The 25198-nt window shown below is 37.5% G+C and carries 21 protein-coding genes; 14 read left to right on the forward strand and 7 right to left on the reverse strand.

What is annotated here, in order from left to right; genetic code table 11:
• Positions 1 to 75: 75 nt before the first annotated feature.
• Positions 76 to 1665, reverse strand: coding sequence for a 7TM-DISM domain-containing protein (locus HDC90_RS14380; protein WP_184467508.1), 1590 nt, complete (start codon positions 1663 to 1665; stop codon positions 76 to 78).
• 155 nt (positions 1666 to 1820) lie between these two features.
• Here HDC90_RS14380 and HDC90_RS14385 point away from each other — a divergent pair, with 155 nt between their 5' ends.
• From HDC90_RS14385 to HDC90_RS14415, 7 genes are all read left to right on the forward strand, one after another.
• Positions 1821 to 3437 carry a Na+/H+ antiporter gene (locus HDC90_RS14385; RefSeq protein ID WP_184467510.1) on the forward strand — a complete coding sequence of 539 codons (1617 nt, stop codon included), beginning with the start codon at positions 1821 to 1823 and terminating at the stop codon, positions 3435 to 3437.
• Between the two features lie 114 nt (positions 3438 to 3551).
• Entirely contained in the window at positions 3552 to 4835 is a 1284-nt protein-coding gene (locus HDC90_RS14390; protein WP_184467512.1) for an ATP-binding protein, read from the forward strand.
• A gap of 169 nt (positions 4836 to 5004) precedes the next feature.
• Positions 5005 to 5745 carry a 5-oxoprolinase subunit PxpB gene (gene pxpB, locus HDC90_RS14395; RefSeq protein ID WP_184467514.1) on the forward strand — a complete coding sequence of 247 codons (741 nt, stop codon included), beginning with the start codon at positions 5005 to 5007 and terminating at the stop codon, positions 5743 to 5745.
• A complete protein-coding gene (locus tag HDC90_RS14400; protein ID WP_255497665.1) occupies positions 5742 to 6746 on the forward strand; it encodes a biotin-dependent carboxyltransferase family protein in 1005 nt (334 codons plus the stop codon). The genes pxpB and HDC90_RS14400 overlap by 4 nt, the downstream gene beginning before the upstream one ends.
• A gap of 2 nt (positions 6747 to 6748) precedes the next feature.
• On the forward strand, positions 6749 to 7504 hold the full coding sequence (locus HDC90_RS14405) for a 5-oxoprolinase subunit PxpA (protein ID WP_304622237.1): 756 nt from the start codon (positions 6749 to 6751) through the stop codon (positions 7502 to 7504).
• Positions 7501 to 8685: an NRAMP family divalent metal transporter gene (locus HDC90_RS14410; protein WP_184467518.1), complete on the forward strand. Its 1185-nt coding sequence runs from the start codon at positions 7501 to 7503 to the stop codon at positions 8683 to 8685. The genes HDC90_RS14405 and HDC90_RS14410 overlap by 4 nt, the downstream gene beginning before the upstream one ends.
• A gap of 11 nt (positions 8686 to 8696) precedes the next feature.
• Positions 8697 to 11258 carry a M1 family aminopeptidase gene (locus HDC90_RS14415; RefSeq protein ID WP_184467520.1) on the forward strand — a complete coding sequence of 854 codons (2562 nt, stop codon included), beginning with the start codon at positions 8697 to 8699 and terminating at the stop codon, positions 11256 to 11258.
• 298 nt (positions 11259 to 11556) lie between these two features.
• Here HDC90_RS14415 and HDC90_RS25545 read toward each other — a convergent pair whose 3' ends face one another.
• A complete protein-coding gene (locus HDC90_RS25545; protein ID WP_255497669.1) occupies positions 11557 to 11691 on the reverse strand; it encodes a hypothetical protein in 135 nt (44 codons plus the stop codon).
• Positions 11692 to 11887: 196 nt separating this feature from the next.
• Between HDC90_RS25545 and HDC90_RS14420 the strand changes: the two genes are divergently transcribed.
• The 5 genes from HDC90_RS14420 to HDC90_RS14440 are packed head-to-tail and all read left to right on the forward strand — an operon-like array spanning position 11888 to position 17929.
• Positions 11888 to 13270, forward strand: coding sequence for a mercuric reductase (locus tag HDC90_RS14420; RefSeq protein ID WP_184467522.1), 1383 nt, complete (start codon positions 11888 to 11890; stop codon positions 13268 to 13270).
• 2 nt (positions 13271 to 13272) lie between these two features.
• On the forward strand, positions 13273 to 14232 hold the full coding sequence (locus tag HDC90_RS14425) for an ABC transporter ATP-binding protein (RefSeq protein WP_184467524.1): 960 nt from the start codon (positions 13273 to 13275) through the stop codon (positions 14230 to 14232).
• Positions 14225 to 15796, forward strand: coding sequence for an ABC transporter permease/substrate-binding protein (locus HDC90_RS14430; protein ID WP_184467526.1), 1572 nt, complete (start codon positions 14225 to 14227; stop codon positions 15794 to 15796). Before HDC90_RS14425 ends, HDC90_RS14430 begins: the two co-directional genes overlap by 8 nt.
• On the forward strand, positions 15796 to 16947 hold the full coding sequence (gene egtB, locus HDC90_RS14435) for an ergothioneine biosynthesis protein EgtB (RefSeq protein ID WP_184467528.1): 1152 nt from the start codon (positions 15796 to 15798) through the stop codon (positions 16945 to 16947). Before HDC90_RS14430 ends, egtB begins: the two co-directional genes overlap by 1 nt.
• A 7-nt stretch (positions 16948 to 16954) precedes the next feature.
• Positions 16955 to 17929 carry an L-histidine N(alpha)-methyltransferase gene (locus HDC90_RS14440; RefSeq protein WP_184467530.1) on the forward strand — a complete coding sequence of 325 codons (975 nt, stop codon included), beginning with the start codon at positions 16955 to 16957 and terminating at the stop codon, positions 17927 to 17929.
• Here HDC90_RS14440 and HDC90_RS14445 read toward each other — a convergent pair.
• Positions 17926 to 18999 (reverse strand): aminotransferase class V-fold PLP-dependent enzyme, encoded by a 1074-nt coding sequence (locus HDC90_RS14445; protein ID WP_184467532.1) that lies wholly within the window; start codon positions 18997 to 18999, stop codon positions 17926 to 17928. The genes HDC90_RS14440 and HDC90_RS14445 overlap by 4 nt on opposite strands.
• A 114-nt stretch (positions 19000 to 19113) precedes the next feature.
• On the opposite strand from HDC90_RS14445, the gene HDC90_RS14450 reads away from it, so the two are divergent.
• Both HDC90_RS14450 and HDC90_RS14455 read left to right on the forward strand, forming a co-directional pair.
• Positions 19114 to 19590: a DinB family protein gene (locus HDC90_RS14450; RefSeq protein WP_184467534.1), complete on the forward strand. Its 477-nt coding sequence runs from the start codon at positions 19114 to 19116 to the stop codon at positions 19588 to 19590.
• Between the two features lie 117 nt (positions 19591 to 19707).
• Complete coding sequence (locus tag HDC90_RS14455; protein WP_184467536.1) at positions 19708 to 20091, forward strand: VOC family protein; 384 nt, start codon at positions 19708 to 19710, stop codon at positions 20089 to 20091.
• A gap of 67 nt (positions 20092 to 20158) precedes the next feature.
• Here HDC90_RS14455 and HDC90_RS14460 read toward each other — a convergent pair whose 3' ends face one another.
• The 4 genes from HDC90_RS14460 to HDC90_RS14475 form a co-directional block, all read right to left on the reverse strand.
• Entirely contained in the window at positions 20159 to 21355 is a 1197-nt protein-coding gene (locus HDC90_RS14460) for an acetate/propionate family kinase (RefSeq protein WP_184467537.1), read from the reverse strand.
• Position 21356: 1 nt separating this feature from the next.
• Positions 21357 to 23444 carry a phosphate acetyltransferase gene (pta, locus tag HDC90_RS14465; RefSeq protein ID WP_184467539.1) on the reverse strand — a complete coding sequence of 696 codons (2088 nt, stop codon included), beginning with the start codon at positions 23442 to 23444 and terminating at the stop codon, positions 21357 to 21359.
• A gap of 189 nt (positions 23445 to 23633) precedes the next feature.
• Positions 23634 to 23852, reverse strand: a complete 219-nt coding sequence (locus tag HDC90_RS14470) for a hypothetical protein (RefSeq protein WP_184467541.1) — start codon at positions 23850 to 23852, stop codon at positions 23634 to 23636.
• Between the two features lie 122 nt (positions 23853 to 23974).
• Positions 23975 to 25177: a S41 family peptidase gene (locus tag HDC90_RS14475; protein ID WP_184467543.1), complete on the reverse strand. Its 1203-nt coding sequence runs from the start codon at positions 25175 to 25177 to the stop codon at positions 23975 to 23977.
• Between the last annotated feature and the right edge of the window lie 21 nt (positions 25178 to 25198).

A 25198-nucleotide genomic window follows, 5' to 3' on the forward strand; every position in this document is an offset into this window, starting at 1 on the left:
ATATAGGATGTTATATTGTTTTTGATATTTTTTTATTAAGATAATAGCAAGGAAAAAACTATTTATTTTTGTATATTATTTAGGACGATTGGTGAGGTCTAACATCCAAGTATACATATTTGTTTCGCCATCTATTCCCAGTTTTTTCCTGATTCTATATTTTCGGCTTTCTACAGCACGTACACTTAATTTACAGGTTCTGGCTATCTCTTTAGTATCGAAATTTAACCTGATGTAAGCACAAAGCGTTAATTCTGCGGGTAGTAGTTGAGGCGAAACCTGAAGAAGCCGCTCGATAAAGATAGATTCAGCCTCGCTAAATCGCTTCATAAATGATGGATCTCTGGCATGCGCAAGTTCGATTATTGCTTTTAAAGAAAGATGTTCAACAGGTTTTTCTGGTTTTGCATCGAGCTGTTTACGGTAACCCTCTACCTGTTCTTGGAGCAGGATACGTTGTCTCCTAAAATGCGCATTATGTCTTGTTAATAACCTTAACCTTTGTCCATAAAGACCAAGGCTAATGAGTATTGCTTCAATTATACTGGCCAAAGTGAGTAAATTAAAACTATAAGGTTGAAAGGGAATGAGCTTCGTTAGGCAAAAAACAAGGTAGATAGATGTAAGCGCCACAGGAATCCATCCAAATACGTAACACCAGATGAGCGTATTGTTTTTGGCATACCCGCGAATGATAATAACTTTAACACTACTGAACAGAAAAAGTAAAGAAGTTAATAAAAATAAAATTTGCGTAAGCATATTGGTAATGCTTCTGGCGTCCCATAACGAGCAGATTAGGATTAAACTCCATCCAAACATTATTGCCCTAAAGAATTTATAAAGTTGTGGGAGCTGCCGTTTGAGTTTTAAAAAATAACTGTTAAACAGAATGGTAGAAATATAGCCGAGAGCGATAAAAAAATGTGCATGAACTAAAATAAACCTGGCTATTGGTTGGCCCAGTAGCAAGCCATAGCCCTGAAGATAACAAACCATCACAATGAAATAAAGCAAAATAATCCGAGCTATATAAAGGGCAAAGAGTTTACTCCGTGTAACAACAAACATAAAAACATGGAAAATAAGGATCATCAGTGCAATACCCATATAAATAGGCTGTAAACTATGCGCATTAAATAGGGCATGGTTTAATACTGACTCAGTTACCAGTTTAACAGGCACAATTAAAGTATTCATCGCCCTCATCCGCACATATACTTCACCAATAGGGGTTTTTACTTGTTGTAAGGGAAACACATAGCCCGTACCCAGAATATTATCATCTCGTTTCAGGTTGAACATACCGGAGTTAATCTGGTTTATCTTCCCTTGTTCATCACGATAAAATACATCGATAGTATCGATATTTGCGTAGTCGATATACAGATAAGGAGTAGTTTGGTTGTTTTTTATAAAACTGAGTTTCATCCACCATAGTTTTCCACTGGTTCCGCCATTAAAAATTGCTGATTTACCTTTCGAAAAACGTTCTGCCTTAAATTGTTCTACCTTTTCAAAAGATGTTGTTCCGGAAGCGTCCTGCCAAAAGTATCCTGCTTTGCCAACGTTAACAAAAGTTTGTTTTTCTACCTGGATTAACGGTTGTGCCATGCAAAGGCTGCCTTCTATTAAGAAAGCAATAAGAATAAAAATGGTCTTCATTAATTAAACCAATGTAAAAGAGCTGGGATGACTTATTACAAGGGAGAAATTATAGTTTTATAATAGAAAATCCAAATTTTATCTGAAAAAAGAATACAATCTTAATGGCTTGGCATTCGCTTCAAATTTGTATTTTAGACCAAGCCCAAAATGATATGCACCAACTGATTATACAATACGCTTTCTTGCTTGCAATTATTCTATTTGTGGTAATGCTGGCACAAAAAATCCGTGTGGCGTATCCTATTTTGTTGGTAATTGCGGGTTTAGCATTGAGTTTTTTGCCCATACTTCGCAATATTGAAATTGAACCGGAGCTTATTTTTGTAATCTTTTTGCCGCCATTGTTATATGAAGCCGCATGGAATACTTCCTGGAAAGATTTCTGGAAGTGGCGCAGAGTGATCAGCAGTTTTGCTTTTCCAATTGTTATTCTTACTTCCAGTATCGTAGCTTTAATTTCTCAAAGTTTAATTCCTGGCTTTACATGGGCGTTGGGTTTTTTATTAGGCGGTATTATTTCTCCACCAGATGCGGTATCAGCATCAGCCATACTTAAAAGTGTTAAAGTGCCAAAAAGGCTTACCACAATTATAGAAGGCGAAAGTTTACTAAACGATGCATCCAGTTTAGTGGTGTTCCGCTTTGCATTAGCTGCAGTAATGACTGGTAGTTTCGTGTTTAGTAAGGCTGCAGGCAATTTTGTACTGGTTATTGTAATGGGTATTTTAATAGGGATTGCAGTGGCTTTAGTTTTTTACGCGTTACACCGATGGCTGCCCACCACTACAAATATTGATATTATTCTTACTTTTTTAACGCCATACGTTATGTACATCACCGCAGAGGAGTTTGAGTTTTCTGGTGTTTTGGCTGTAGTAAGTGGTGGTCTGTTTCTTTCAGCCCGCAGAGACCAAATTCTTACCCATCGAAGCCGCTTGCAGGGCGTAAATGTTTGGGAAGCCGTAGCTTTTGTACTGAATGGCTTTGTTTTTTTGTTAATTGGCTTAGAATTTCCAGTAATTATTCGTGGTTTGGGCAGCGATGGTCTTTTGCCGGCTATTCGTTACAGTGCCATTATTTGCCTGGTTTTAATCGTTACAAGGTTTGCGAGTACCTATGGCGCTTTGTATTTTACACGTTTCATTAGCCGCTATATTACTACGGCCGACCCCAATCCAAACTTGAAAGCACCTTTACTTTTTGGCTGGGCAGGAATGAGAGGAGTGGTTTCTTTAGCTGCAGCGCTTTCTATTCCGATAGCTTTAAAATCAGGTGAAGCTTTTCCTCAGCGTAACTTAATCTTGTTTATCACTTTTAGTGTGATACTGGTTACCTTGGTTTTACAAGGCTTAACATTACCTGCATTAATAAAATGGGTAGACATGCCCGATCCGGATTATACGGTTTCTTTCGAACAGCAAAAACAAATGGTAAGAAAGAAATTATCCATGTTATCGCTTAAAATCCTGGATGAAAAATACCACAAAGACTTATTGCATAACGATATGATCAGGTCGATAAAAATCCGCATTGAGGCAGAAATGGAATTGTTGAGAGATTGGGAAAAAGAAGAGAACATTTCAAGGTCTGAAGGATTTTATCACGACTATCGTGTTGCGCTTGAAGATATTATGGCCGAACAGCGTATTTTGCTGAAAGGATTAAATAAAAAAGAGCAGATTAATGACGAACTGATCAGAGAACAATTAGAGCTGCTCGATCTTGAGGAAGAAAAACTCCGCAGGCATTTTAGTCATAGAGATATATAGATACTCTTTTAGCACACTAAAACGGGCTAATTTATTCTATGTGCATAACTCACTATAAGTAACACCCGAAATGATTAAAATATAATGATATATTTGCTAATTAATTTAGTAATTATGTCGGTAAAGGTTAATATCACTTCGAAGGGAATACAAAAGGTACTTAAGAACTATAATGAAAAGCAGGCCATTGCAGAGTACATTTGGAACGGTTTTGATGCCAATGCAAATACAATCCACGTAGATTATATAACTAATCCACTTGGCCTTTTAGCACAGTTAACTATTGCTGATAATGGTTATGGAATTAATTTTGACCGCTTACAACAAAAATTCGATCCTTTTTTTGAATCTGAAAAATCCATTCAGATTGTAGCGCCCAAACATACCTCCAAAATGCATGGTCGTAATGGGGTGGGGCGGCTTACCTTTTTTACCTTTGCGCATGATGCCGTTTGGCGCACTACTTATCAATCAGAAAAAGGGTTCCGTTATGGCGAAATACACATTAACACGGGTGGTTTAAACAGTTATAGTCACGATTTTTCCACCGCTCAGAGCAATACTGGTGAGACTGGAACAATTGTTTCTTTTACTAATTTAAGGATCAGTCAACAAGACGTAGAAGAAACAGTACTTCCTTTTTTGATAAACGAATTCTGTTGGTTTATTGAATTGAATAAACACAAAAAATACTCGATTATTGTAAATGGAGAAGCATTAGATTTTAGCAGCAATGTTAAAACCATAGAAGAATTTAATCTTTTTTATCCTGATACCGCCGTTACTTTTAAGATTAAATATGTTCATTGGAAAGAAAACCTGCACAAAGAACTGTCTAAATACTACTTTTTGGCCGGTGGAGAAGAAATTTATAAAGATTACACCACCTTAAATAAAAAGAGCGACGATTATTTCCATAGCGTTTATATCGATAGTGATTTTTTCCGTGACTTCGATTTTAAGAGTTTCGAAAATGAAGGACAGGTGGCCATATTTGGTGCCGCTAAATCTTCGGCAGAGTACCGTTTTCTAATTAAAGCATTAACAGAATATCTTAAAAGCAAACGTAAACCTTTTTTAAAAGAATATGCTAACCGCCTGATTGAAACTTATGAACAGGATGAGATATTTCCGGTTTATGCTACCGAGAGAGAAAAGGAATTGAGGAAACCAGCGTTGGTTGATTTAATTAAGGCATTATATGAAATTGAGCCGAAATTATTTAGTAGTTTAAATACCGATCAGAAGAAAATTTTTGTGCGTTTGATCGATCTTTTAATGCACGCTAACCTATGTAATGAAATTTTTGAAATGTTCAATGGAATGATCGAATTAGAAGCCGAAGAACGGGATGAGTTATTGAAATTAATAAAAGGCCTTGAAGCGACGAAAAATTAGACTGATATTAATCAGTAATTTAGTAATTTGTTGCTGATAAAACAGCATTATATGACCTATTATCGAAATCTTTGCGATTGTGATAATATATAGCCATTTTTATAGCTGCAGTTTAGTTGTTAAGCCCGTTTTATGAAGATCATTTTTTATTAAATCTTACTGTTTTTGTATGAATGAGCAGGTAGGATATTTTGGAGCCAATATTCCGATAAAAATTTATGGGTTAAGCGAAAAATCGGTTACTATAACATTTGGAACGGCAATCGATAACGATTTGTTGGCACTGATTACCGATTTTAATCGATTACTGTTACAAAATCCTTTTTCTGGTTTAATTACCACGGTTCCAGCTTATGCTACATTAACTGTTTTTTTTGATCCCTTAAGTGTAATGTTATCAGATCTTCCTGGTGAAGTTTGTTTCGAAAAGGTATCCGCACATTTAAATAAAATTGCACAAACAAAAAGAGAAAAATCAAAGCTAATAGCTAATAAACTGGTTATTCCAGTATGTTATGGCGGGGATTTTGGTCGGGATCTTTTAACAGTAGCCCGCACTAATAAGCTCACCGAAGCGGAGGTAATCGATATTCATACGGCTGGGGAATATGTTGTCTTCATGATCGGATTTGTACCAGGTTTCGCCTATATGGGTGGAATGGATGCCAGGTTATCGACTCCTAGAAAAGAAGTTCCTGATGCTAAAATACCTACCGGATCTGTAGGCATTGCAGGCAACCAAACTGGTATTTATCCTATGGAAACACCTGGCGGATGGCAGGTTATTGGCAGAACACCATTAAAAATGTTTAATGTAAACCGTTTGCAGCCATCACTTTTAAAGGGAGGCGATACGGTTGTTTTTAAAGCCATCGATATAAATGAGTTTAATGCTTCTATCGGGATATGAGTATGAAGATCAGCATCATTAAGCCTGGCTTGTTAAGTACCATTCAAGATATGGGGCGGTACCGATATCTTTCGCAAGCAGTACCTGTTTCTGGCGCTATGGATGAGTTGGCTCACCGGTTAGCCAATAAGGCAGTCGGTAACGATGATAACAGTGCTACCATTGAGTTTACCTATGCTGATGCTTCATTTAAAGCAGAAACACCCATTCTAATTTCTTATTCGGGCGATGGTGCATTTTTAGTTTACAATAATGAGTTAATGCCTGCAGAAAAGCCACTGTTTTTTCCGGCAGGTTCCATTATAAAGTTGATTAATAATCCTATTGGGGTGCGTACCTATTTGGCTATTGCCGGTGGGTGGGATGTGCCAGATATAATGGAAAGTAAAAGCACTTATGTTACCGCTGCTTTTGGTGGCTTTAAGGGAAGAGCGTTACAAAAAGCTGATGTTTTGGTTGGCGGTACTTTACTTAGCGAAGTATCAAATAGAATATTGAGTCAATTGATCGAACAATCGTTAACCTATCCAAATTGGCGCATTTCGAGAGAAAGTTTACTGCCAGAAAAAAGACAAAGCATTAGAATTGTACTTGCTAATGAAATCAATTGGTTCGATGCAACATCCATTATTTCGTTTTTAACCGGTACCTACATGATAGATAGAAGGAGTAACCGCATGGGTTACCATTTATCAGGAAAGCCATTGGCAAGGAAAGTTAAAAAAGAATTGCTCAGCACGGCAGTAACGCCTGGGATTATCCAGGTAACTGGGAGCGGAGATTTGGTTATACTTATGGCCGACTGTCAAACAACGGGTGGTTACCCACGTATTGCTCATGTTGCAGCTGTCGATTTGCCTTTATGTGCCCAGTTTAAACCCGGCGATGCAATTCACTTTTCTGAAATTTCGAGAGATGAGGCAGAAGAACTTTATCTTGAACGTGAACACGATTTATCATTGATTACCATGGCAATAAGCCTTAAATATATTAAAACATGAAGATGATCGATCTTAATTGTGATATGGGAGAAGCATTTGGAAACTATGCCATGCCCAATGATGAAAAACTGATGGATTATATTTCATCGGCAAATATTGCCTGTGGTTTTCATGCCGGCGATCCGGCTGTAATGCAACAGACTGTAACTTTAGCACTAAAAAAAGGAGTTGCCATAGGGGCGCACCCCGGTTTGCCTGATTTGCAAGGTTTTGGCCGTAGAGAAATGAAAATTAGCCCAAATGAGGCCTATCAGCTTACTTTATACCAAATTGGTGCATTAAGCGGTTTTGTAAAAGCCGGGGGTGGTAAATTGCATCATGTTAAGGCGCACGGGGCATTATATAATATGGCTGCAAAAGATACCGCTTTGGCAAAAGCCATTGTACGGGCCATTTTCGATTTCGATCCAGGTTTAATTTTATATGCCTTAGCAGGAAGTAAGATGATTGATGAGGCTGAAAAACAGGGGATTGCAACCGCATCAGAAGTTTTTGCCGATCGTAGTTATCAGGATGATGGTTTACTTACGCCACGATCAGCAGACAATGCGTTAATTACCAATGAAGAAGATGCCATCAATCAGGTGTTGGGATTTGCTTTAAACCAGGAAGTAAATAGCATCAATGGAAATCGCATTGCGGTTAAAGCCGAAACCATTTGTTTGCATGGCGATGGTAAACATGCTGTTGCTTTTGCTAAATTGATAGCCGGAAGATTAAAAAAAGAAGGTATTGTAATTAAAGCCCCGGTAATATGAAGTCAAAATATAATTGGAGCGTACTTTTAGGTGCGGCTTTTTTAATGGCTTCATCAGCTATTGGTCCTGGATTTTTAACACAAACTGCTGTTTTTACCCAACAGTTGGGTGCAAGTTTTGCGTTTGTAATATTGCTATCCATCATATTAGATGCCATTGCACAGTTAAATATCTGGCGGATTATTGCAGTTGCGGATAAACCCGCTCAAGATATAGCCAATAAGGTATTTCCGGGGCTGGGCTATTTTATTTCTTTTCTGGTTTTTTTAGGTGGTTTGGCTTTTAACATAGGTAATATTGCTGGTGCTGGCTTAGGGCTAAATGTACTATTTGGCATCAGCGTAGGGCAAGGTGCTGTAATAAGCGCTATTATGGCAATAGGGATCTTTATTTACAAAGAAGCTGGTAAAGCAATGGATGTTTTTGCTAAAACCATGGGGCTGATTAAAATTGTACTCGCCTTGATTATAGCTTACACCAGCTCACCGCCATTGGCAGAAGCAGCACTAAGGGCTGTAAATCCTACGCAGTTTAGTTTTACGGCAGTATTAACCATAGTTGGTGGAACAGTGGGTGGTTATATTACTTTTTCGGGTGCTCATCGCTTACTGGATGCCAGGCAAACCGGAATCCAGAATTTGGGTGCCGTAAATAAAGGTGCATTAAGCGCCATCGGATTGGCATCTATTATGCGTTTATTATTGTTTATTGCTGCTTTAGGGGTGGTGAGTAAAGGTTTTACTTTAGATCCATCTAATCCAGCAGCTTCGGTTTTTAAATTGGCCAGCGGCGAAATAGGATATAAGATTTTCGGTGTAGTGATATGGGCTGCGGGGATTTCTTCGGTTGTGGGCTCGGCCTATACTTCCATCTCTTTTATTAAAAGCTTTCATCCACTCATATTAAAGTTTAACAGAGAGATTATCATTGCTTTTATATCTATTTCCTGTATTATTTTTATACTTATCGGTAAACCCGTTAAAATACTGCTTGCTGTAGGCGCCATAAACGGTTTTATTTTGCCTATAGCGCTAGGTATTATGCTTATTGCTGCTTATAAAACCAAAATTATCGCAAATTATAAACAACCCTTTTGGTTAACCTTAACAGGCTTAGCTGTGGTATTAACCATGGTTTGGATGAGTTATGGCACTATTATACAAATGATAAACGGGGAATAAATTTTTATAAAATGAATAGGATTACCAAATACTTTTACTTTTTGCAATTATTGAGTGCAACCTGTTTTGCGCAACAGCATACAAGTCCCGTAGCCATTGAACCCGGAGTTTCTCTTGCGCTGGCAAACTCCAGAAGTGCCGCCATAAGTAATATTCAATATCAGCTTCATTTTACCATTCCAGTAGAGCAGACAGCTCCAATTCAATCAACTGAAAGTGTTGATTTTAAGTTGAATAATTTAATTTACCTACAGATAGACTTTAAGCAAAATGCCGATCATTTAAAACGGGTATCGGTTAATGGAAAAGCTTTACCTATCGATTTTAAAGTGGAACATATCTTGGTAAAACAGGATTATTTAAAGGTGGGGAATAACCATATAGAAATCGACTTTATAGCTGGTAACGAATCGCTAAACAGAAATAAAGATTTTTTATATGCACTCTTTGTTCCTGATCATGCCAGAACGGTATTCCCCTGCTTTGATCAGCCCGATTTAAAGGCTAATTTTTTACTTTCGTTAACCGTGCCAACTGATTGGAAAGTAATGGCTAATGCGGTTAAAAAAGATTCGCTTATGCAAGGGAATTCAACTACCTATCATTTCAATAATTCGGATAAACTACCCACTTATTTATTTTCCTTCACTGCCGGAAAATACACCCTTGTAAATTGGGAGATGAAAAATAATAAAATGGAATTTCTGCACCGCGAAACTGATTCTGCTAAAATTAAGCTCAGCGTAGATTCTGTTTTTGTAGCACATCGCGATGCCATCGATTTTTTGGAAGACTGGACAGCGATAAAATATCCCTTTCAGAAAATAGGTTTCGTCAGTATTCCGGATTTTCAGTTTGGCGGTATGGAGCACCCTGGCGAGGTACAATATAAAGCGTCAGCATTGTTTTTAGATCAGGGTGCAACTAAAGATCAGTTCATTTCACGTTCAAACCTAATTTCGCATGAAACAGCACATATGTGGTTTGGCGATCTGGTAACCATGAAGTGGTTTAATGATGTTTGGATGAAAGAGGTTTTTGCCAATTTTATGGCCGATAAGGTAACGGAGAAGTTAATGGGCAAAAATACTTTCGATCTTAAGTTTTTACAAGATCATTATCCGGCAGCTTATGGTGTAGATAGAACACTAGGTGCTAATCCCATTCGCCAGCAATTGGATAACTTACAGGAGGCCGGATCTATGTATGGAAATATCATTTACCATAAGGCACCGATTATGATGCGCCAATTGGAACTATTGATGGGTAAACAGAATTTTCAGCAGGGAATAAGGGAGTATCTGAAAAAATACAGTTATGGCAACGCAACATGGAATGATCTGATTGCTATTTTAAGTAAATACAGTAAAAGTGATCTCCTGAGTTGGAATAAAGTTTGGGTAAATGAGCCAGGAAGGCCAGTTTTTAGTTACAATGTTAAATACAATGGCGATAAAATAAGCGATTTAAGTTTAAACCAAAATGGTGAGATGGGAGAAACCCGGGTTTGGCCACAAACTTTTACAGTTAAGCTTGTTTACCCTAGCTATAGTAAGATTTTGGTGGTAAATGCCAAGAGTGCTAAAACCGATTTAATAGAAGCAAGGGGCTTTCCAAAACCACAGTATATTCTATTTAATGCAAACGGTGCCGGATATGGCCTTTTCCCGATTGATAAGGTTGCGATGGCAAATCTTTATCATATTGCTGATCCGTTAGAACGGGCATCGGCTTATATCAATGCCTATGAAAATATGCTTTCGGGTAAAAGCAATAAGCCTAAAGAACTTTTAGATATATTTTTACAGGGATTAGTTGTTGAGAAAAATGAGATGAACCTTAGGCTGATTACGGGGTACCTTACTAATATTTACTGGACTTTTCTTGCCGCTAATGTACGGAATGCCATGTATGAAAGTATGGAGAAAACAATATGGACTGCAATGGAGCAACAACAAATGCAAAATAACAAGAAAATTTTGTTCAATGCTTATCAAAATGTGTATCTGAGTGCCGATGCCGCGAAACGCATGTATAATATCTGGCTTAAGCAAACTGCGCCAAATGGAATTAAATTGTTAGAAGATGATTACAGCGCGCTTGCTTTAACATTGGTACTTAAAACAGATACTACAAACACGATCTTAAAAGATCAGTTAGCACGCACCAAAAATGAAGACCGTAAAAATAGGTTGATTTATTTAATGCCCGCATTATCTTTAGATGTTAAGGAAAGAGATCATTTCTTTAATGGTTTGAAAGAACGTAATAACCGCCAGAAAGAAGCTTGGGTAACTACGGCTTTATCTTATTTGCATCACCCCATCAGGCAAAAAACATCAATTCGTTACCTGAAAGAAAGCTTAGATTTATTGATAGAAATACAGAAAACAGGAGATATATTTTTCCCACAATCATGGTTAGCCGCTATATTTACGGGTTATAACAGCAAAGAAGCAAATGCCGTTGTACTCGATTTCTTGAAATCACATCCCGGCTATAATCCAAAACTAAAAGATAAGATTTTGCAAACTACAGATAATCTGAGGAGGGCACAGCAGATTGTGCACTAATATTTAAGCCTTTTGTAACTGAATTTGTTACATACGGGTTTAAGAAGAATTTATACTTTTGTCGCGAGAGCGTTAATTTAGATTTGAAAAGGGTAAGCATTAATTTGTTTGCCCTTTTCTTTTTTAGTTATTCGTTTTAATGCCAGATACTTTCTCCACCATTAAGAGATTAAGGGCATTAAAAAATACGTTAATAAGGTTTCAAATTTCACCTGACAAAACCAAAATTAAAATAACCTTAACTTTCTTAACTTATTAATGGTCAGGGTTTAGTCTAAAAAGTAAGAAACAATTATTATTAATTAAAAGACTCTGTTTGACTATTCAGATCGTCTAACAAACTGTTTAATAAAATTTCTCTTTTATCTTCAATAGAAATATCATCCTGGATATAAACAGTTAGGTTCGTGTTTTCTGTAGCTTGGGTATGCATATTGAACTGGTTTGTGTTTGTCAATTAAATGTCTATAATTATTTAACGTCGCTTTTTAAATATAGTTTGTAACTTTTTTATTCGAACTTGTAATAGTTCAACTGAGCATAGCATTAAATAAGTATTAACCAAACATTGGGCTAATATTTAGGTTATACCTTTCAAGACAAAACAAATTCTTTTAACCAGGAAATCTATGGAACACTACGACGCAATAATTATAGGCGCAGGGCAGGCAGGAACACCTCTGGCTAAAAGACTTGCCGAAGCAGGTAAAAAAACGGCGATTATTGAAAAAAGATATGTTGGCGGTACATGTATTAATGATGGCTGTACACCAACAAAGGCAATGATCGCATCGGCAAGGGCAGTATATCAGGCCAGAAAAGCAACTGAATTGGGCGTAGAAGTTGGAGCGATTAAAATTAATTTTGAAAAGATAAAACAACGGAAAGACGATATCGTCAACCAGTTCAGGTCATCATCTGAAAAAGGCCTTAAAAATACTAAAGGCCTTGAACTTATATTTGGAACAGCCAGATTTAGCGATAAAAAAGAACTGACCATTTCACTCAACAATGGTAGCGAAAAAAAAGTAACTGCCGAATGGATTTTTATTAATACTGGTGCAAAAACCGCTGCGCCGGATATTGAAGGATTAGCAGAAATTAATTATCTTACATCGACAACAATTTTAGATCTTGAAACAGTTCCAGAGCACTTAGTGGTTATTGGTGGAAATTACATTGGGCTTGAGTTTGGGCAAATGTTTAATCGATTTGGCAGTAAAATAACCGTTTTGGAAAAATCATCAGGCATATTGGCTAAAGAAGATCAGGATATCTCATCAGCGCTTACTGAAATTTTAACTGACGAAAAGATCGAACTGATCACTGATGTTAAAATCAATAAAATAGCGCAGGATAAAAAACACATTAACATTACGCTGACATCAGGGAAAACCTGGAAAGAAATAACAGCGAGTCATATACTGGTAGCTACAGGCCGTACGCCTCAAACTGCAGATTTGGGCCTTGAAAACTGCGGTATAAAATTGGATGATAAGGGGCACATTCTTGTTGATGAAAAGCTGGAAACCAATATTAAAGGGGTTTATGCGCTTGGTGATGTAAAAGGCGGCCCCGCATTTACACATATTGCTTATAACGATTATGCTATCGTTTACAGAAACCTAATAGAAGACACAAATTATACTATTCACGACCGGCCGGTGCCATACTGCATGTTTACCGATCCTCAGCTTGGGCGTATAGGTATTTCTGAAAAAGAAGCTAAGGAAAAGAAATTAAATTATAAAGTTGCCGTTCTGCTGATGTCGTATGTTGCGCGCGGTATCGAAACAAACGAAACTTTAGGGCTGATGAAAGCAATTGTTGATGCCGATAGTAAAAAGATTCTGGGTGCCGCTGTCCTGGCATCGGAAGGCGGAGAAATCATGTCTGTTCTGCAAATGGCAATGGAGGGTGATATTACCTATGACCGGATCAGATACTGTGTATTTGCGCACCCAACTTATTCCGAGTCGTTAAATAATCTATTTATGAATCTCGATAAATAATTATGATCGAATTAAAAGAGGTAAGTAAGAAATTTGGCGATACCCAAGCGGTAAACCTGGTCTCTTTTAAAGTAGACGAAAAGGAAACACTGGTGTTACTGGGTACTAGTGGCTGTGGCAAAACTACTACTCTAAAAATGATCAACCGGTTAATTGAACCTGATGAGGGACAGATTTTGATCAATGGAGAGGCTATCACCAATCAGGATCCTGATACTTTACGAACAGGAGTTGGCTATGTGATGCAGAATATAGGCCTTTTTCCTCATTATACTGTTGCAGAGAATATTGCCGTTGTACCGAAGCTTTTGAAATGGGATAAGGAAAAAATTAAAACCAGAACACAAGAGTTGATTAAAAAGCTCCACCTTCCCGAAAATAGCTTATCCATGTTTCCGCATGAGTTGAGTGGTGGGCAACAGCAGCGTGTAGGTCTTGCCCGTGCTTTGGTTGCAGATCCTGCTGTATTGTTAATGGATGAACCATTCGGTGCTTTAGACAATGTAACGCGAACCAGTATCCAAAAAGAGTTTAAGGGATTAGAAGAGTTAAAGAGGAAAACCATTGCGATGGTTACACATGATGTTCAGGAAGCTTTTGAATTGGCAGATCGTATTTGCTTAATGGATAGGGGAAAAATTATCCAGATTGGAACACCAAAAGAATTGCTTTATCGCCCGATAAATGATTTTGCAAGGAAGTTTTTAGCCGGACAAAGACTAGCCTTAGAATTTAAAGTAGTTAATCTACAGGATATTTGGTCTTATTTACCTAAAGGAACACTACAAGACGGAAAAAGCCTGTCTGATGATTTGAATATATGGGATGCGATGGAATTGCTGCGAAGTTCTGATAGGAGCCAACTTCTGGTTTCTGGAGCAAATAATGAACGCAAATCAGTTAATTTCGAACAGTTAACCAAAGGATTTAACGAATTTCAAAATACACAGGCACATGAATGAGCACCAGCAAACTTTATGGCAGTTTATGTTCGAGCAATCTGATAAATTGTTTACTCAAACCATGCAACATGTTGGTTTAACCTTTATTTCCTTACTTTTTGCCATTGCTATCGGCTTACCACTAGGTATATTGATAGCCAGAAAAAGAAAACTCTCTGGAACGGTTTTAGGAATTGCTGGTGTACTTCAAACAATTCCAAGTATTGCCTTATTGGGTTTTATGATCCCAGTTTTAGGGATTGGTGCAAAACCTGCTATTGTAGCACTGCTCATTTATGCCTTATTACCAATTATCCGAAATACTTATACAGGCATTATTGGCATCGATCAGCATGTTAAAGAAGCGGCCAGAGCAATGGGGATGAGCAAGAGCCAGGTACTATTAAAAGTAGAATTGCCTTTAGCTATGCCCATTATTTTGGCAGGCATCCGTACGGCAACGGTTATCAATGTTGGGGTAGCCACCTTGGCCTCTTTTATTGCAGCAGGCGGATTAGGAGAGTTTATTTTTGGAGGAATCTCGCTCAATAACACCAATATGATCTTAGCTGGTGCTATTCCTGCTGCGTTATTAGCCATTATTCTTGATGCGCTACTTTCCCTGGTTCAGAAAATGGATTTTAAGAAGCTGAGAAAAATGTTATATATTTTACCCTTTGTAATAATAATATTGAGTGGATTTTATGCTCTTCCATCAGCTTATGGTTCTACCTTAACTGCTGGATTTACACCCGAATTTATGGGCAGGCAAGACGGTGATCTTGGATTGAAATCTACCTATGGCTTGAAAATTCATACTATAGTAATTAGTGATGCGATAATGTACAAGGCCGCTTTTTCGAAAGAATTGGATGTAATTAGCGGTTATTCTACTGATGGCCGTTTAAAAGCTTTCGATCTGAAAATTTTAAAAGACGATAAAAGTATTTTTCCGCCGTACTATGCTGCACCAATAGTTAGAAATACTGCATTGAAGCAATTTCCTTTGTTAGCAGAAACCTTGAATTTACTTGCCGGTAAAATTACTGATTCGGTTATGACCGACCTTAATTATAGGACCGATTATTTGCACCAAACTCCGGAACGTGTAGCAAAAGATTTTCTCATTAGTAATGGTTTGTACAAAGCACCTAATAATGGACACAAGGGTATGGTAAGGATAGGATCGAAGATTTTTGGTGAACAATATATATTGGCCGAAATGTACAGCATGCTGATTAAAGGAAATACAGATTATGAAGTATCAACAAAAACAGGACTTGGTGGAACAAAAATCTGTTTCGATGCACTGATGAATGATCAGATCGATTTTTATCCCGAATATACCGGAACAGGCTTACTGGTTTTATTACAGCCCGACCCAAAAATTGCGAAGGAAATGGCACATGATAAAGATAAAACTTATGATTATGTCTACACTGAATTTGAAAAAAAGTTTAAGATCAAATGGCTTAAACCAATAGGTTTTAATAATTCTTATGCTTTGATGATGCGGCAAAAACAATCAAAAGATCTGAATGTTAATACCATCACAGATCTTAAAAACTATCTAGATAAAAATTAATGACACTGGTAGAAGAATACTTGCAAATTAGGAAATACTCCGAACAAATTTGTGAACCGCTGCAAACAGAAGACTATGTAGTCCAGCCAATTGTAGATGTTAGCCCACCGAAGTGGCATTTGGGGCATACCACCTGGTTCTTCGAAACCTTTATATTAAAGCCTTTTTCCGTTAATTATCAGGTATATAATGAGGAATATAACTTCGTTTTTAATAGTTATTATGAAACTGTTGGTAATCGGGTAATTCGTACAGATCGTGGTAATTTAAGTCGACCTGGTGTAAATGAGATTTACCAGTATAGGGCCTATGTGGATGAAGCCATGGTGAAATTTTTATCTGCTTCGGTAACGAATGAGGCAACCGAACTGTTGATTTTAGGTTTTAACCACGAACAGCAACACCAGGAACTGTTACTTACTGATATTAAGTACATTTTAGGAAACAACCCACTTTTTCCCGTCTATTCGAAAGCTAGAAAAGAAGTTTTAGCTATAAATAAACAAGAGACCGATTTTATCAATATTTCTGAAGGTGTTTATGAGATTGGTTATGATGGGGAAGGTTTTAGTTTTGATAATGAATTAAACAGGCATAAAGTTTACCTGCACGATTTTTCAATCAGTAAAACATTGGTTAGTAATGCAGCGTTTATCGAATTCATTAATGCAGGGGGATATAAAAACTTTAATTACTGGCATGCCGAAGGATGGGACTGGGTGAAAAACAATAATATTGTTTCACCCATGTACTGGTATTTAATTGACGGAAAATGGTTTAATTATACTTTAGCTGGCCTTTTACCTATTGATTTAACTGCACCGGCAAGCCACATCAGTTATTACGAAGCTTATGCTTTCGCAAGCTGGAAAGGCATGCGTTTACCGACAGAATTTGAATGGGAAATAGCAGCAGAGCACTTTAATTGGGGCGAACGATGGGAGTGGACCGAAAGTGCTTATTTGCCATTTCCTGGGTTTAGTAAGGCGCCAGGTGCCATTGGTGAGTATAATGGAAAGTTTATGGTTAATCAGAAAGTGCTTCGTGGCGCATCAATTGCCACCCCCGAAAATCATTCGCGCATTACATATAGAAATTTCTTCCACCCACATTTAAGGTGGCAATATACAGGCATCCGATTAGCAAAATAGTATAAATATGACCACCACCACTATTGAAACAGCAACAGACAATAAAACACAGTTCCTTAATGAAACCTTAGCAGGCTTACGGTCTGAACCAAAATTTATGCTTTCCAAGTATTTTTACGATGCTACCGGAGACCGTATTTTTCAGCAGATTATGGAAATGGAGGAATATTATTTAACCAACGCCGAAATGGAAATTCTGCAATACCAGGCAGACCAGATCTCTCAGGCGATATCTGCCGATGGAAGCAATTTTGATTTAATTGAACTTGGCGCCGGCGATGCAACAAAATCCATTCACTTGCTCAAATCATTAATGCATAATCAGTTGGAATTTAATTATTTCCCGATTGATATTTCTGCACATGTGATTTCAGATCTGGAAGAAAATTTGCCTAAAAAACTTCCCGGACTGAATATGAAAGGTTTAAATGGCGATTATTTTGATATGCTAAAAAAGGCTACAGAACAATCTAATCGTAGAAAAGTGGTGCTTTTTATGGGGGCAAATATTGGAAACATGAGCATAACAGATGCCGGAAAATTTTGCTCATCATTAAAAAAACTGCTTTCCCCTAAGGATTTATTAATAATTGGATTTGATCTTAAAAAAAATCCGCAACAGATCCTTTCTGCATATAATGACAAAGGTGGAATTACCAGATCGTTTAACCTTAATTTGCTTCATCGCATTAATAAAGAATTGGATGGCAATTTCGACCTAAATAATTTTGAACATTATGCCAGTTACGATCCCGCATCCGGTGCCTGTAAAAGTTACCTCATCAGTTTAAAAAAACAAATTGTTAATATTGGACAAAATGCCATTCATTTTGCAGAAAACGAATATGTTTTCATGGAAATATCACAAAAGTATTCGGTTGGTGATATCGATCGGCTTGCAGAAAAAACAGGATTTAAACCCCTTCATCGTTTCTTCGATCAGCATCAATATTTTGTAGATGCCGTTTGGAAGGTAGATTAGCTATGGTTATCCAAAACCTGGAGCAATTGATTTAAATCTTCTTCTGTGTTATAATAGTGAAAGGAAATCCTCGTACCTGCTCCTCTTGGTGAGCAAAGGATTTTAGCTGCAGCAATTTTGTCGACCATTTTTTGATCCAATCGCATGCTCATAATGGTAGATTGATATTTTCGTTCCAATGTCCAATCTGCAATTAATCCCCTCGAATTTAATTCCAGCCTGGCTTTGTTGGAAATCGCCTGTGCGGTTTTTTCAATCCAATCGAAGCCAATTGAATTAAGATAATTTAAACTTTCGTTTAATGTCCCAAAATTTAAAGTGTCTAAATGCCCGGGTTCGAAGCACATCGATAAATGGTCTTTGCCCTTTAAAAAAGGCGCTGTCGGTAATTCGGCCAGTTTGTTTTTATTGTAAATGGCATCTTTCATCTGATCGGAAAGAAATGCGTAACCGTTTCCATATCCAGCTAAAAGCCATTTGTAACCACTTCCAATCAAAGCATCCATGCCTGATTTTTCAAAATTAAACTTGGTTGTACCTAAAAACTGGGTGCCATCACCGATTAGTAAAAGATTAGGATATGTGGTTTTTAGTTTCTGGATAAATTCATCATCCATCCTTAGTCCACTAATGTATTGCACCATGCTAAATGCCAATATGGTAGGTTTAAATTTTTGAATGGCACTAATGATGTTTTCTTCTAAATTTTCGTCAATGGCTATGCTACAGTATTCGAAACCCATACTGATTACAGGATAACTCACTGATGGATAATCCTCCTCCAATAATAGAAAACGATGGTTTTTGTCTAATCCGCCCAATAAAGTATTAAAACCGACAGAGAAATTCTGAACCAGGTAGGTGTTCTCTGGTTTTGAATTGAAATGTTTAGCAATGTTATTTCTGACGTCGGTAATGATGGGCAGATTTTCCATTCTGAAAATACTTCCTCCGGCAATAAAGTCTTGATCATGTTTAGTTCTCCATTCGGCCAGATTGGTAGATAAAATGCCTGAATTAGCAGTATTAAGATAGGTATATGTTGCGAGGATCGGAAAAGATAGGTTCATGCCCAAAATTAAGAGAATTGTCCATTAAAAAAATAAATGCTGCCCTGAAATTGAATTTTATACAAACCTATGAGAATCACGTTTGTTAAGTTTATACAATTTGTTCATGTTATTATGGAAAATCAAACATCGATACTGGTTACAGAACTTAAAAAATTATTAAATGGGGGTGGAGCACATGTGGGGTTTAACAATGCAGTTGCCAATTTACCCTTTAACCTTTTAGGTGAAAAGCCACACAATTTGCCTTACAGCATTTGGCAATTGGTAGCGCATATCAAAATAGCCCAGTGGGATATGCTCAAATTTAGTAAGGATGGATTGCATCAATCGCCAAAATGGCCCGAGGAATACTGGCCTAAAGAACTGGCACCTAAAGATGAACAAACCTGGAACAATACAATAAAGCAGATTGATGCTGATTTGAAAGAATTTATTGCTTTGTTAGATACTTCAGATTTGTATGCACCAATTCCGCATGGCGATGGACAAAGTATATTACGCGAAGCTTTACAGATTGCCGATCATAATGCCTACCACATTGCCGAAATTGTAGTTATCAGACGTTTATTGGGCGCCTGGAAAAGCTAAAGAAAATTGTCTCGTTTGGGCCTGTACTTTGCCGCTTATGCAGCCGGTTACTACTGCCTTTATCAGCTAAATTTAACTGTTCGTTCTCATGGAAATTTGATTAAAAAAAAAAGACCTATGTTACAAAACTCAAAAGCATTCAGCTCGTTTTCTGTAGATGATGTACAGAAAGCAAAAGATTTTTATCAGGGCGTATTGGGTATCGAAGTTAAAGATAACCCAATGAGCGTGATTGAATTGGTTATTTCTGGTTCCGTAAATGTATTGCTTTATCCAAAGCCAAATCATGTTCCGGCAACTTTTACAGTGCTTAATTTTCCTGTCGAAAATATAGATCAGGCCGCCGACGAACTTATGGACAAGGGAATAAAGTTCGAAATTTACAACGAAGAACATCTCAAAACAGACAGTAAAGGCATCTCTCGTGGAAATGGAGGACCTAATATTGCCTGGTTTAGAGATCCTGCCGGTAATATTCTGTCTATTTTAGAAACGTATTAAGCCCTGGTTACACTTCCGAAGCTGGCAAAGCGCAAAGGCCATAGTGCAAACTTCGGAAGTTTTGCAGCTAGTCTATAAGCCCAAAACATTGATGGGCAATTTCGTATTCCTCATTAGTAGGAATAACCAATATCTTAACCTTTGAATCTGCTGTGTTAATCTCCTTTAGTTCACCTTTATAGGCTGTATTTAGGTCTGGATCTAGTTCAATGCCCAGATAATTCAGGTCTGAACATACCGCTTCGCGCATGTTGCTATCGTTTTCGCCAACACCTGCAGTAAATATAATGGCGTCAATACCGTTCAAAACAGCCGCGTAGGCACCAATAAATTTTTTAATCCTATAAGCATATAGGTTAATGGCTAAAGCTGCAGCTGCATTTCCTTCGTTTACCATTTTTCTGATATCGCGCATATCACTCGAGCCACCTACACCCAAAAGTCCAGATTGTTTGTTAAGCAAGGCACTCAGCTGTTCTAGCGTATATCCAGAATGCTCCATTAAATGGAAAATAACCGATGGATCTATATCTCCAGAACGTGTGCCCATCATTAATCCACTTAATGGCCCAAAGCCCATACTGGTATCTATCGATTTGCCATTTTTAATAGCCGTTATACTGCAGCCATTTCCTAAGTGAATGCTGATTATTTTGGTGTCTTTTTTGTCTAGCCAATTAATCGCCTGTTCGCTTACATATTTATGGCTGGTGCCATGAAATCCGTATACCCTAATGCCTTGCTCTTTATAATACCATTCTGGAATGGCATAACGATAAGCCTGTTCTGGTATAGTTTGATGAAATGCTGTATCGAATACGGCAATTTGTTTAGCATTTACAAAAGTCTGCTCAGCCACTTCAATACACTTATAATTAACGGGGTTATGCAATGGCGCAAGTGAAAACAGCTTTTTGATCTGATGTTTCACATCGTCTGTAATAATTGTTGGACCAGAAAAATGTTCACCGCCATGCACTACACGATGACCTACAGCAGCAATATCATCAGGACTCGCGATTACTGCGTATTCTCCCTCGGTTAATAATGCCAAAACCTGTTTTAATGCTTCTCCATGGTTAGCAATAAAACTTGTTTCTTCTATACTGTGTTTTTTATTATTGGTATAAACCGTATGTTTTATAAAAGAGCCCTCAATGCCAATCCGTTCTACCAGCCCACTACAAACCGGTGATTTTTCGGGCATTTTAAAAACTTGGTATTTTAAGGAACTGCTTCCTGAGTTGATTACTAAAATGTTCATATTAAATATCCTGGCATTGAATTGCTGTAATAACAACGGTGTTAAAAATATCATCTACAGTACAACCGCGGCTCAAATCGTTTATCGGTTTGTTTAATCCCTGCAACATCGGGCCAATGGCCAATGCCCCGGTTTCTCGTTGTACTGCTTTGTAGGTATTGTTACCGGTATTTAAATCGGGGAAAATCAGTACACTTGCTCTACCTGCCACCTCAGATCCCGGCAGTTTTTGTTTACCCACTAGTGGATCTACAGCAGCATCGTATTGTATGGGACCTTCAATTTTTAATGCTGGATGCCGTGCTTTAACTATGGCAGTGGCTTCTCTTACACGTTCAACATCTTCACCTTCGCCTGATGTACCAGAAGAATAAGATAACATGGCAATACGCGGCTCAATGCCGAATTTGGCACTGCTTTCTGCAGAGGAAATAGCTATTTCGGCTAGTTGTTGGGCAGTAGGATTGGGGTTAACCGCGCAATCGCCAAATATGGCTACACGCTCCGGCAAGCACATAAAGAAAATAGAAGAAACTACAGATACCCCGGGTTTGGTTTTAACAAACTGCAAAGCTGGTCTGATGGTATGTTGCGTGGTATGTACGGCACCCGAAACCATTCCATCTGCATCACCTTTATAAACCATCATGGTACCGAAATAAGAAACATCGGTCATCATATCTCTGGCCATTTCCAGGTTAACATTCTTGGTTTTGCGCAATTCATGCAAGGTATCTACATAATTGTTGTAATGTGCCGAATGTGCTGGGTTGTGTATTTTTAAGGCATTGGCATCTAAATTTAAACCAAGTCTTTTAATGCTATTGGTAATTTCGACCGGATCGCCTAAGAGTGTAATATCTACAATATCTTGAGTAATGAGTTTTTCAACAGCTTTTAGAATACGTTCGTCATTTCCCTCCGGTAAAACGATATGTTTTTTATCTCGTTTGGCCCATTTAACCAATTGATATTGAAACATATGAGGTGTAATACCCTGGTAGCTGAAGGTGATGATTTTATCATCAAGCGCTTTTATATCTACATACTTTTCGAAAAGTTCTATGGCTAGCGCAATTTTTTTCTTGTTTTCTATCGTGATTTTTGAATGGATGCTGCCAATAGTTGTAGTGGTTTCAAAAGTTCCTTTTTGTACTGCAATGATGGGGATAATGGTTTGTAAACCTTCAATCAATTTAATAATCGGTTCATCGGGTAAACTACCTGCTGTTAAAACAATACCTGCTATTTTTGGGTAATTGGCTGATAAATTAGCTTGGAGTGCACCAATGATAATATCGCCTCGATCACCTGGGGTAACAATAAGGAGGTTATCTTTAATGTGCCTTAAAAAATTAGGCAGCATCATGGCCCCGGTTACAAAATTATCAACCTGATTATCCATCAGTTCAGCACCGAAGAGTACCTCGCCACTAAGAGCTAATGTAATTTCTTTCATTGTTGGACTTTGTAAGCCAGTTTCGGTTGGAATCACAGCAATAAGTAATTCTGCCGGCAATTGATTGGTTAAAGCTTGTTTAATACGCTCTGCCTCCTCCGGGTTTACCATATTGGCCACTACACCCAATACCTGTACATCGCGCAGCAGGAAGTTACGGTAGATATTGATGGCTGATTTAAAAAGCTGACTTGCTGTTTTATTCTTTCCTGATACCACTATTAAAACAGGTGCACCTAAGTTTTTCGCCATTAAAGCGTTCGATTCGAACTCAAATGCCATACCTTCGCCTAAAAAATCGCTTCCTTCAATTACGGTGAAATCGTAGTTATCTTCGAGCTTTTTATATTTACTGATGATGGTATTGATAATTGCGCCACTATCTTCTGATTGGTGAAGCATTTCTTGCCGGGTAAAAGCAAAGGCATCCTCATAGTTAACGGGGAGCGAAAAATAATCTAACATGGCTTCTACATGCTCATCTTTTTTATTCTGATCGTCTTGTGCAATAATGGGCTTAAAATAACCTACTTTTTGGGTTTTTGCCAATAACATGTTGATCATCCCAAAAGCAATTACTGATTTTCCGGTATAGGGTTCGGCCGAAGCAATAAATATATTTTTAGTCATAATAAGGAGCAATGTATAGGAATAACCAATTATGCCCAATATAGTTGGAAATATTTATTTTAAAAACTAAAGCAGGTTAAGTTTTAAGGGCAATATAGAAATACTTGTTAAAATTACTTTAAAGAAAGCAATTTGAAATGGGACCAATATTTCAAAAAAAATTAATCGAATTGTTTTTGCACTGTTTTCTTATCCGTTTGATTCGATTAATAATTTTAATATTTTCAGCCTGTGTATAAGCGGTAGGTTCACTTTTGCATCAGGATTGAGTCTTAACGGCATAAAATGGCTTTCCAGGAAATGAGCATAATCCGTAATTATAGTAGCTTGATTAAGATAAATTGGAACCTGCTGCTTTCCGGCTTGGGCAAAAAAATCTTCTAACTGCTGTACTTCTAGGATGGTCATACTGCAAAGTTATCATTATGTAATGAGTTGGACTAAACAAAATGAAGCCTGAACAAGTATCTCTCTCACGTTCAATATAAATAAATTTTAGCGGCTGCTATAAAATGCCCTAAGATGGCAGATTAGTTTTCCATTGCATAATTCAATGTCTTATCATTTCCTTTTAATAAATCTGATAAATTTTTCTCGATTTTAACATCGGGTACAAGCGGCCCATCGTGCCCTTTCCAATTTTCCCAATACTGGGTAGAGTAATTTACCTGTAATTTAGTGTTTGGTAAATTAAATGCGCGTACTTCGCCATAATGGTTAATGGTGCCTGCGGTAGTTTCTCCAACTAAAATGGCTTTGGTTTCTTTTTTAAGTTTAATTGCATTCATAATGGCAGAAGAAAACGTGGCCCGACCAATCAAAACGAAAATCTTTCCCTTTTTATTTAAATCATGATTTTTAATCTTTTCGATAAAGGGCTCTAATATTCCGCTGTTCCCGCCACCATTCATTCTTAAATCAATAATAATGCGGTTAGGTTTTTGCTTTTCAATCTCTTTAAATAAGTTATCATTAAAGGCCTCAAAGGGTTTCTTAGGGTCATCTTCGCATTTGTTGTAATTGAAGTACAAACTGCCATTTTCCATTAAATACCAGTAGTTTTCTTTATGGGTATTTGCAAGTAAACTGCCATAAACAGGTGCGTATACCATATCTACCTGCTTGGTTTTTGGTACGGCATCTAATTTTACCTTTAACGTTTCTCCGGTAGGACTTAAAAGTTCAAGTTTTAGCTCGTTTGGACTGGTACTTAGATTTAATGCATAAAGTAGACTTGGACTTGCCAGATAACTTGCTTCAGCAATATTAAAATAAGAGGTATTGCCAGAGATAATCACAGATGAAACAGCTTTTTCTGCTTCTGACAAAGTTTTATCACCTACTCGGATTACCTTTGAAAGCAGGAGCTGCTTATTTGCTTCATCAGTTGAAGTGATTACAAGCCCATCATCAAACCGCTCAAATTTTACTGGATATTTAGTGGTATAAGGAGGGATTATCGTGCTGTGTTCATCACCAATAGCGGCCTGTATTTTCATAATTTCCATATAAAATTTTTCAGCTGAAATGCCAGTTGTCTGCGCTTCAAGATGCGTTATCATTGCATAAAATTCTGATTTAGAAAGCTTTGCAAAAAGATTCTTGTGCTTAACAGGAAGACTGTCTTTATAGAACTTTAAATCCTCGCTAAAAATGTTTTTCGAAGTTTGTGCGTAACTATAAGTGGCACATAATGATAAAATTATAAAAAAGAAACGGCGGATGTTTTTCATGTATCTATTGTATGCGTAAAA

The sequence above is a fragment of the Pedobacter sp. AK013 genome, from assembly GCF_014205835.1.
Classification (GTDB): domain Bacteria; phylum Bacteroidota; class Bacteroidia; order Sphingobacteriales; family Sphingobacteriaceae; genus Pedobacter.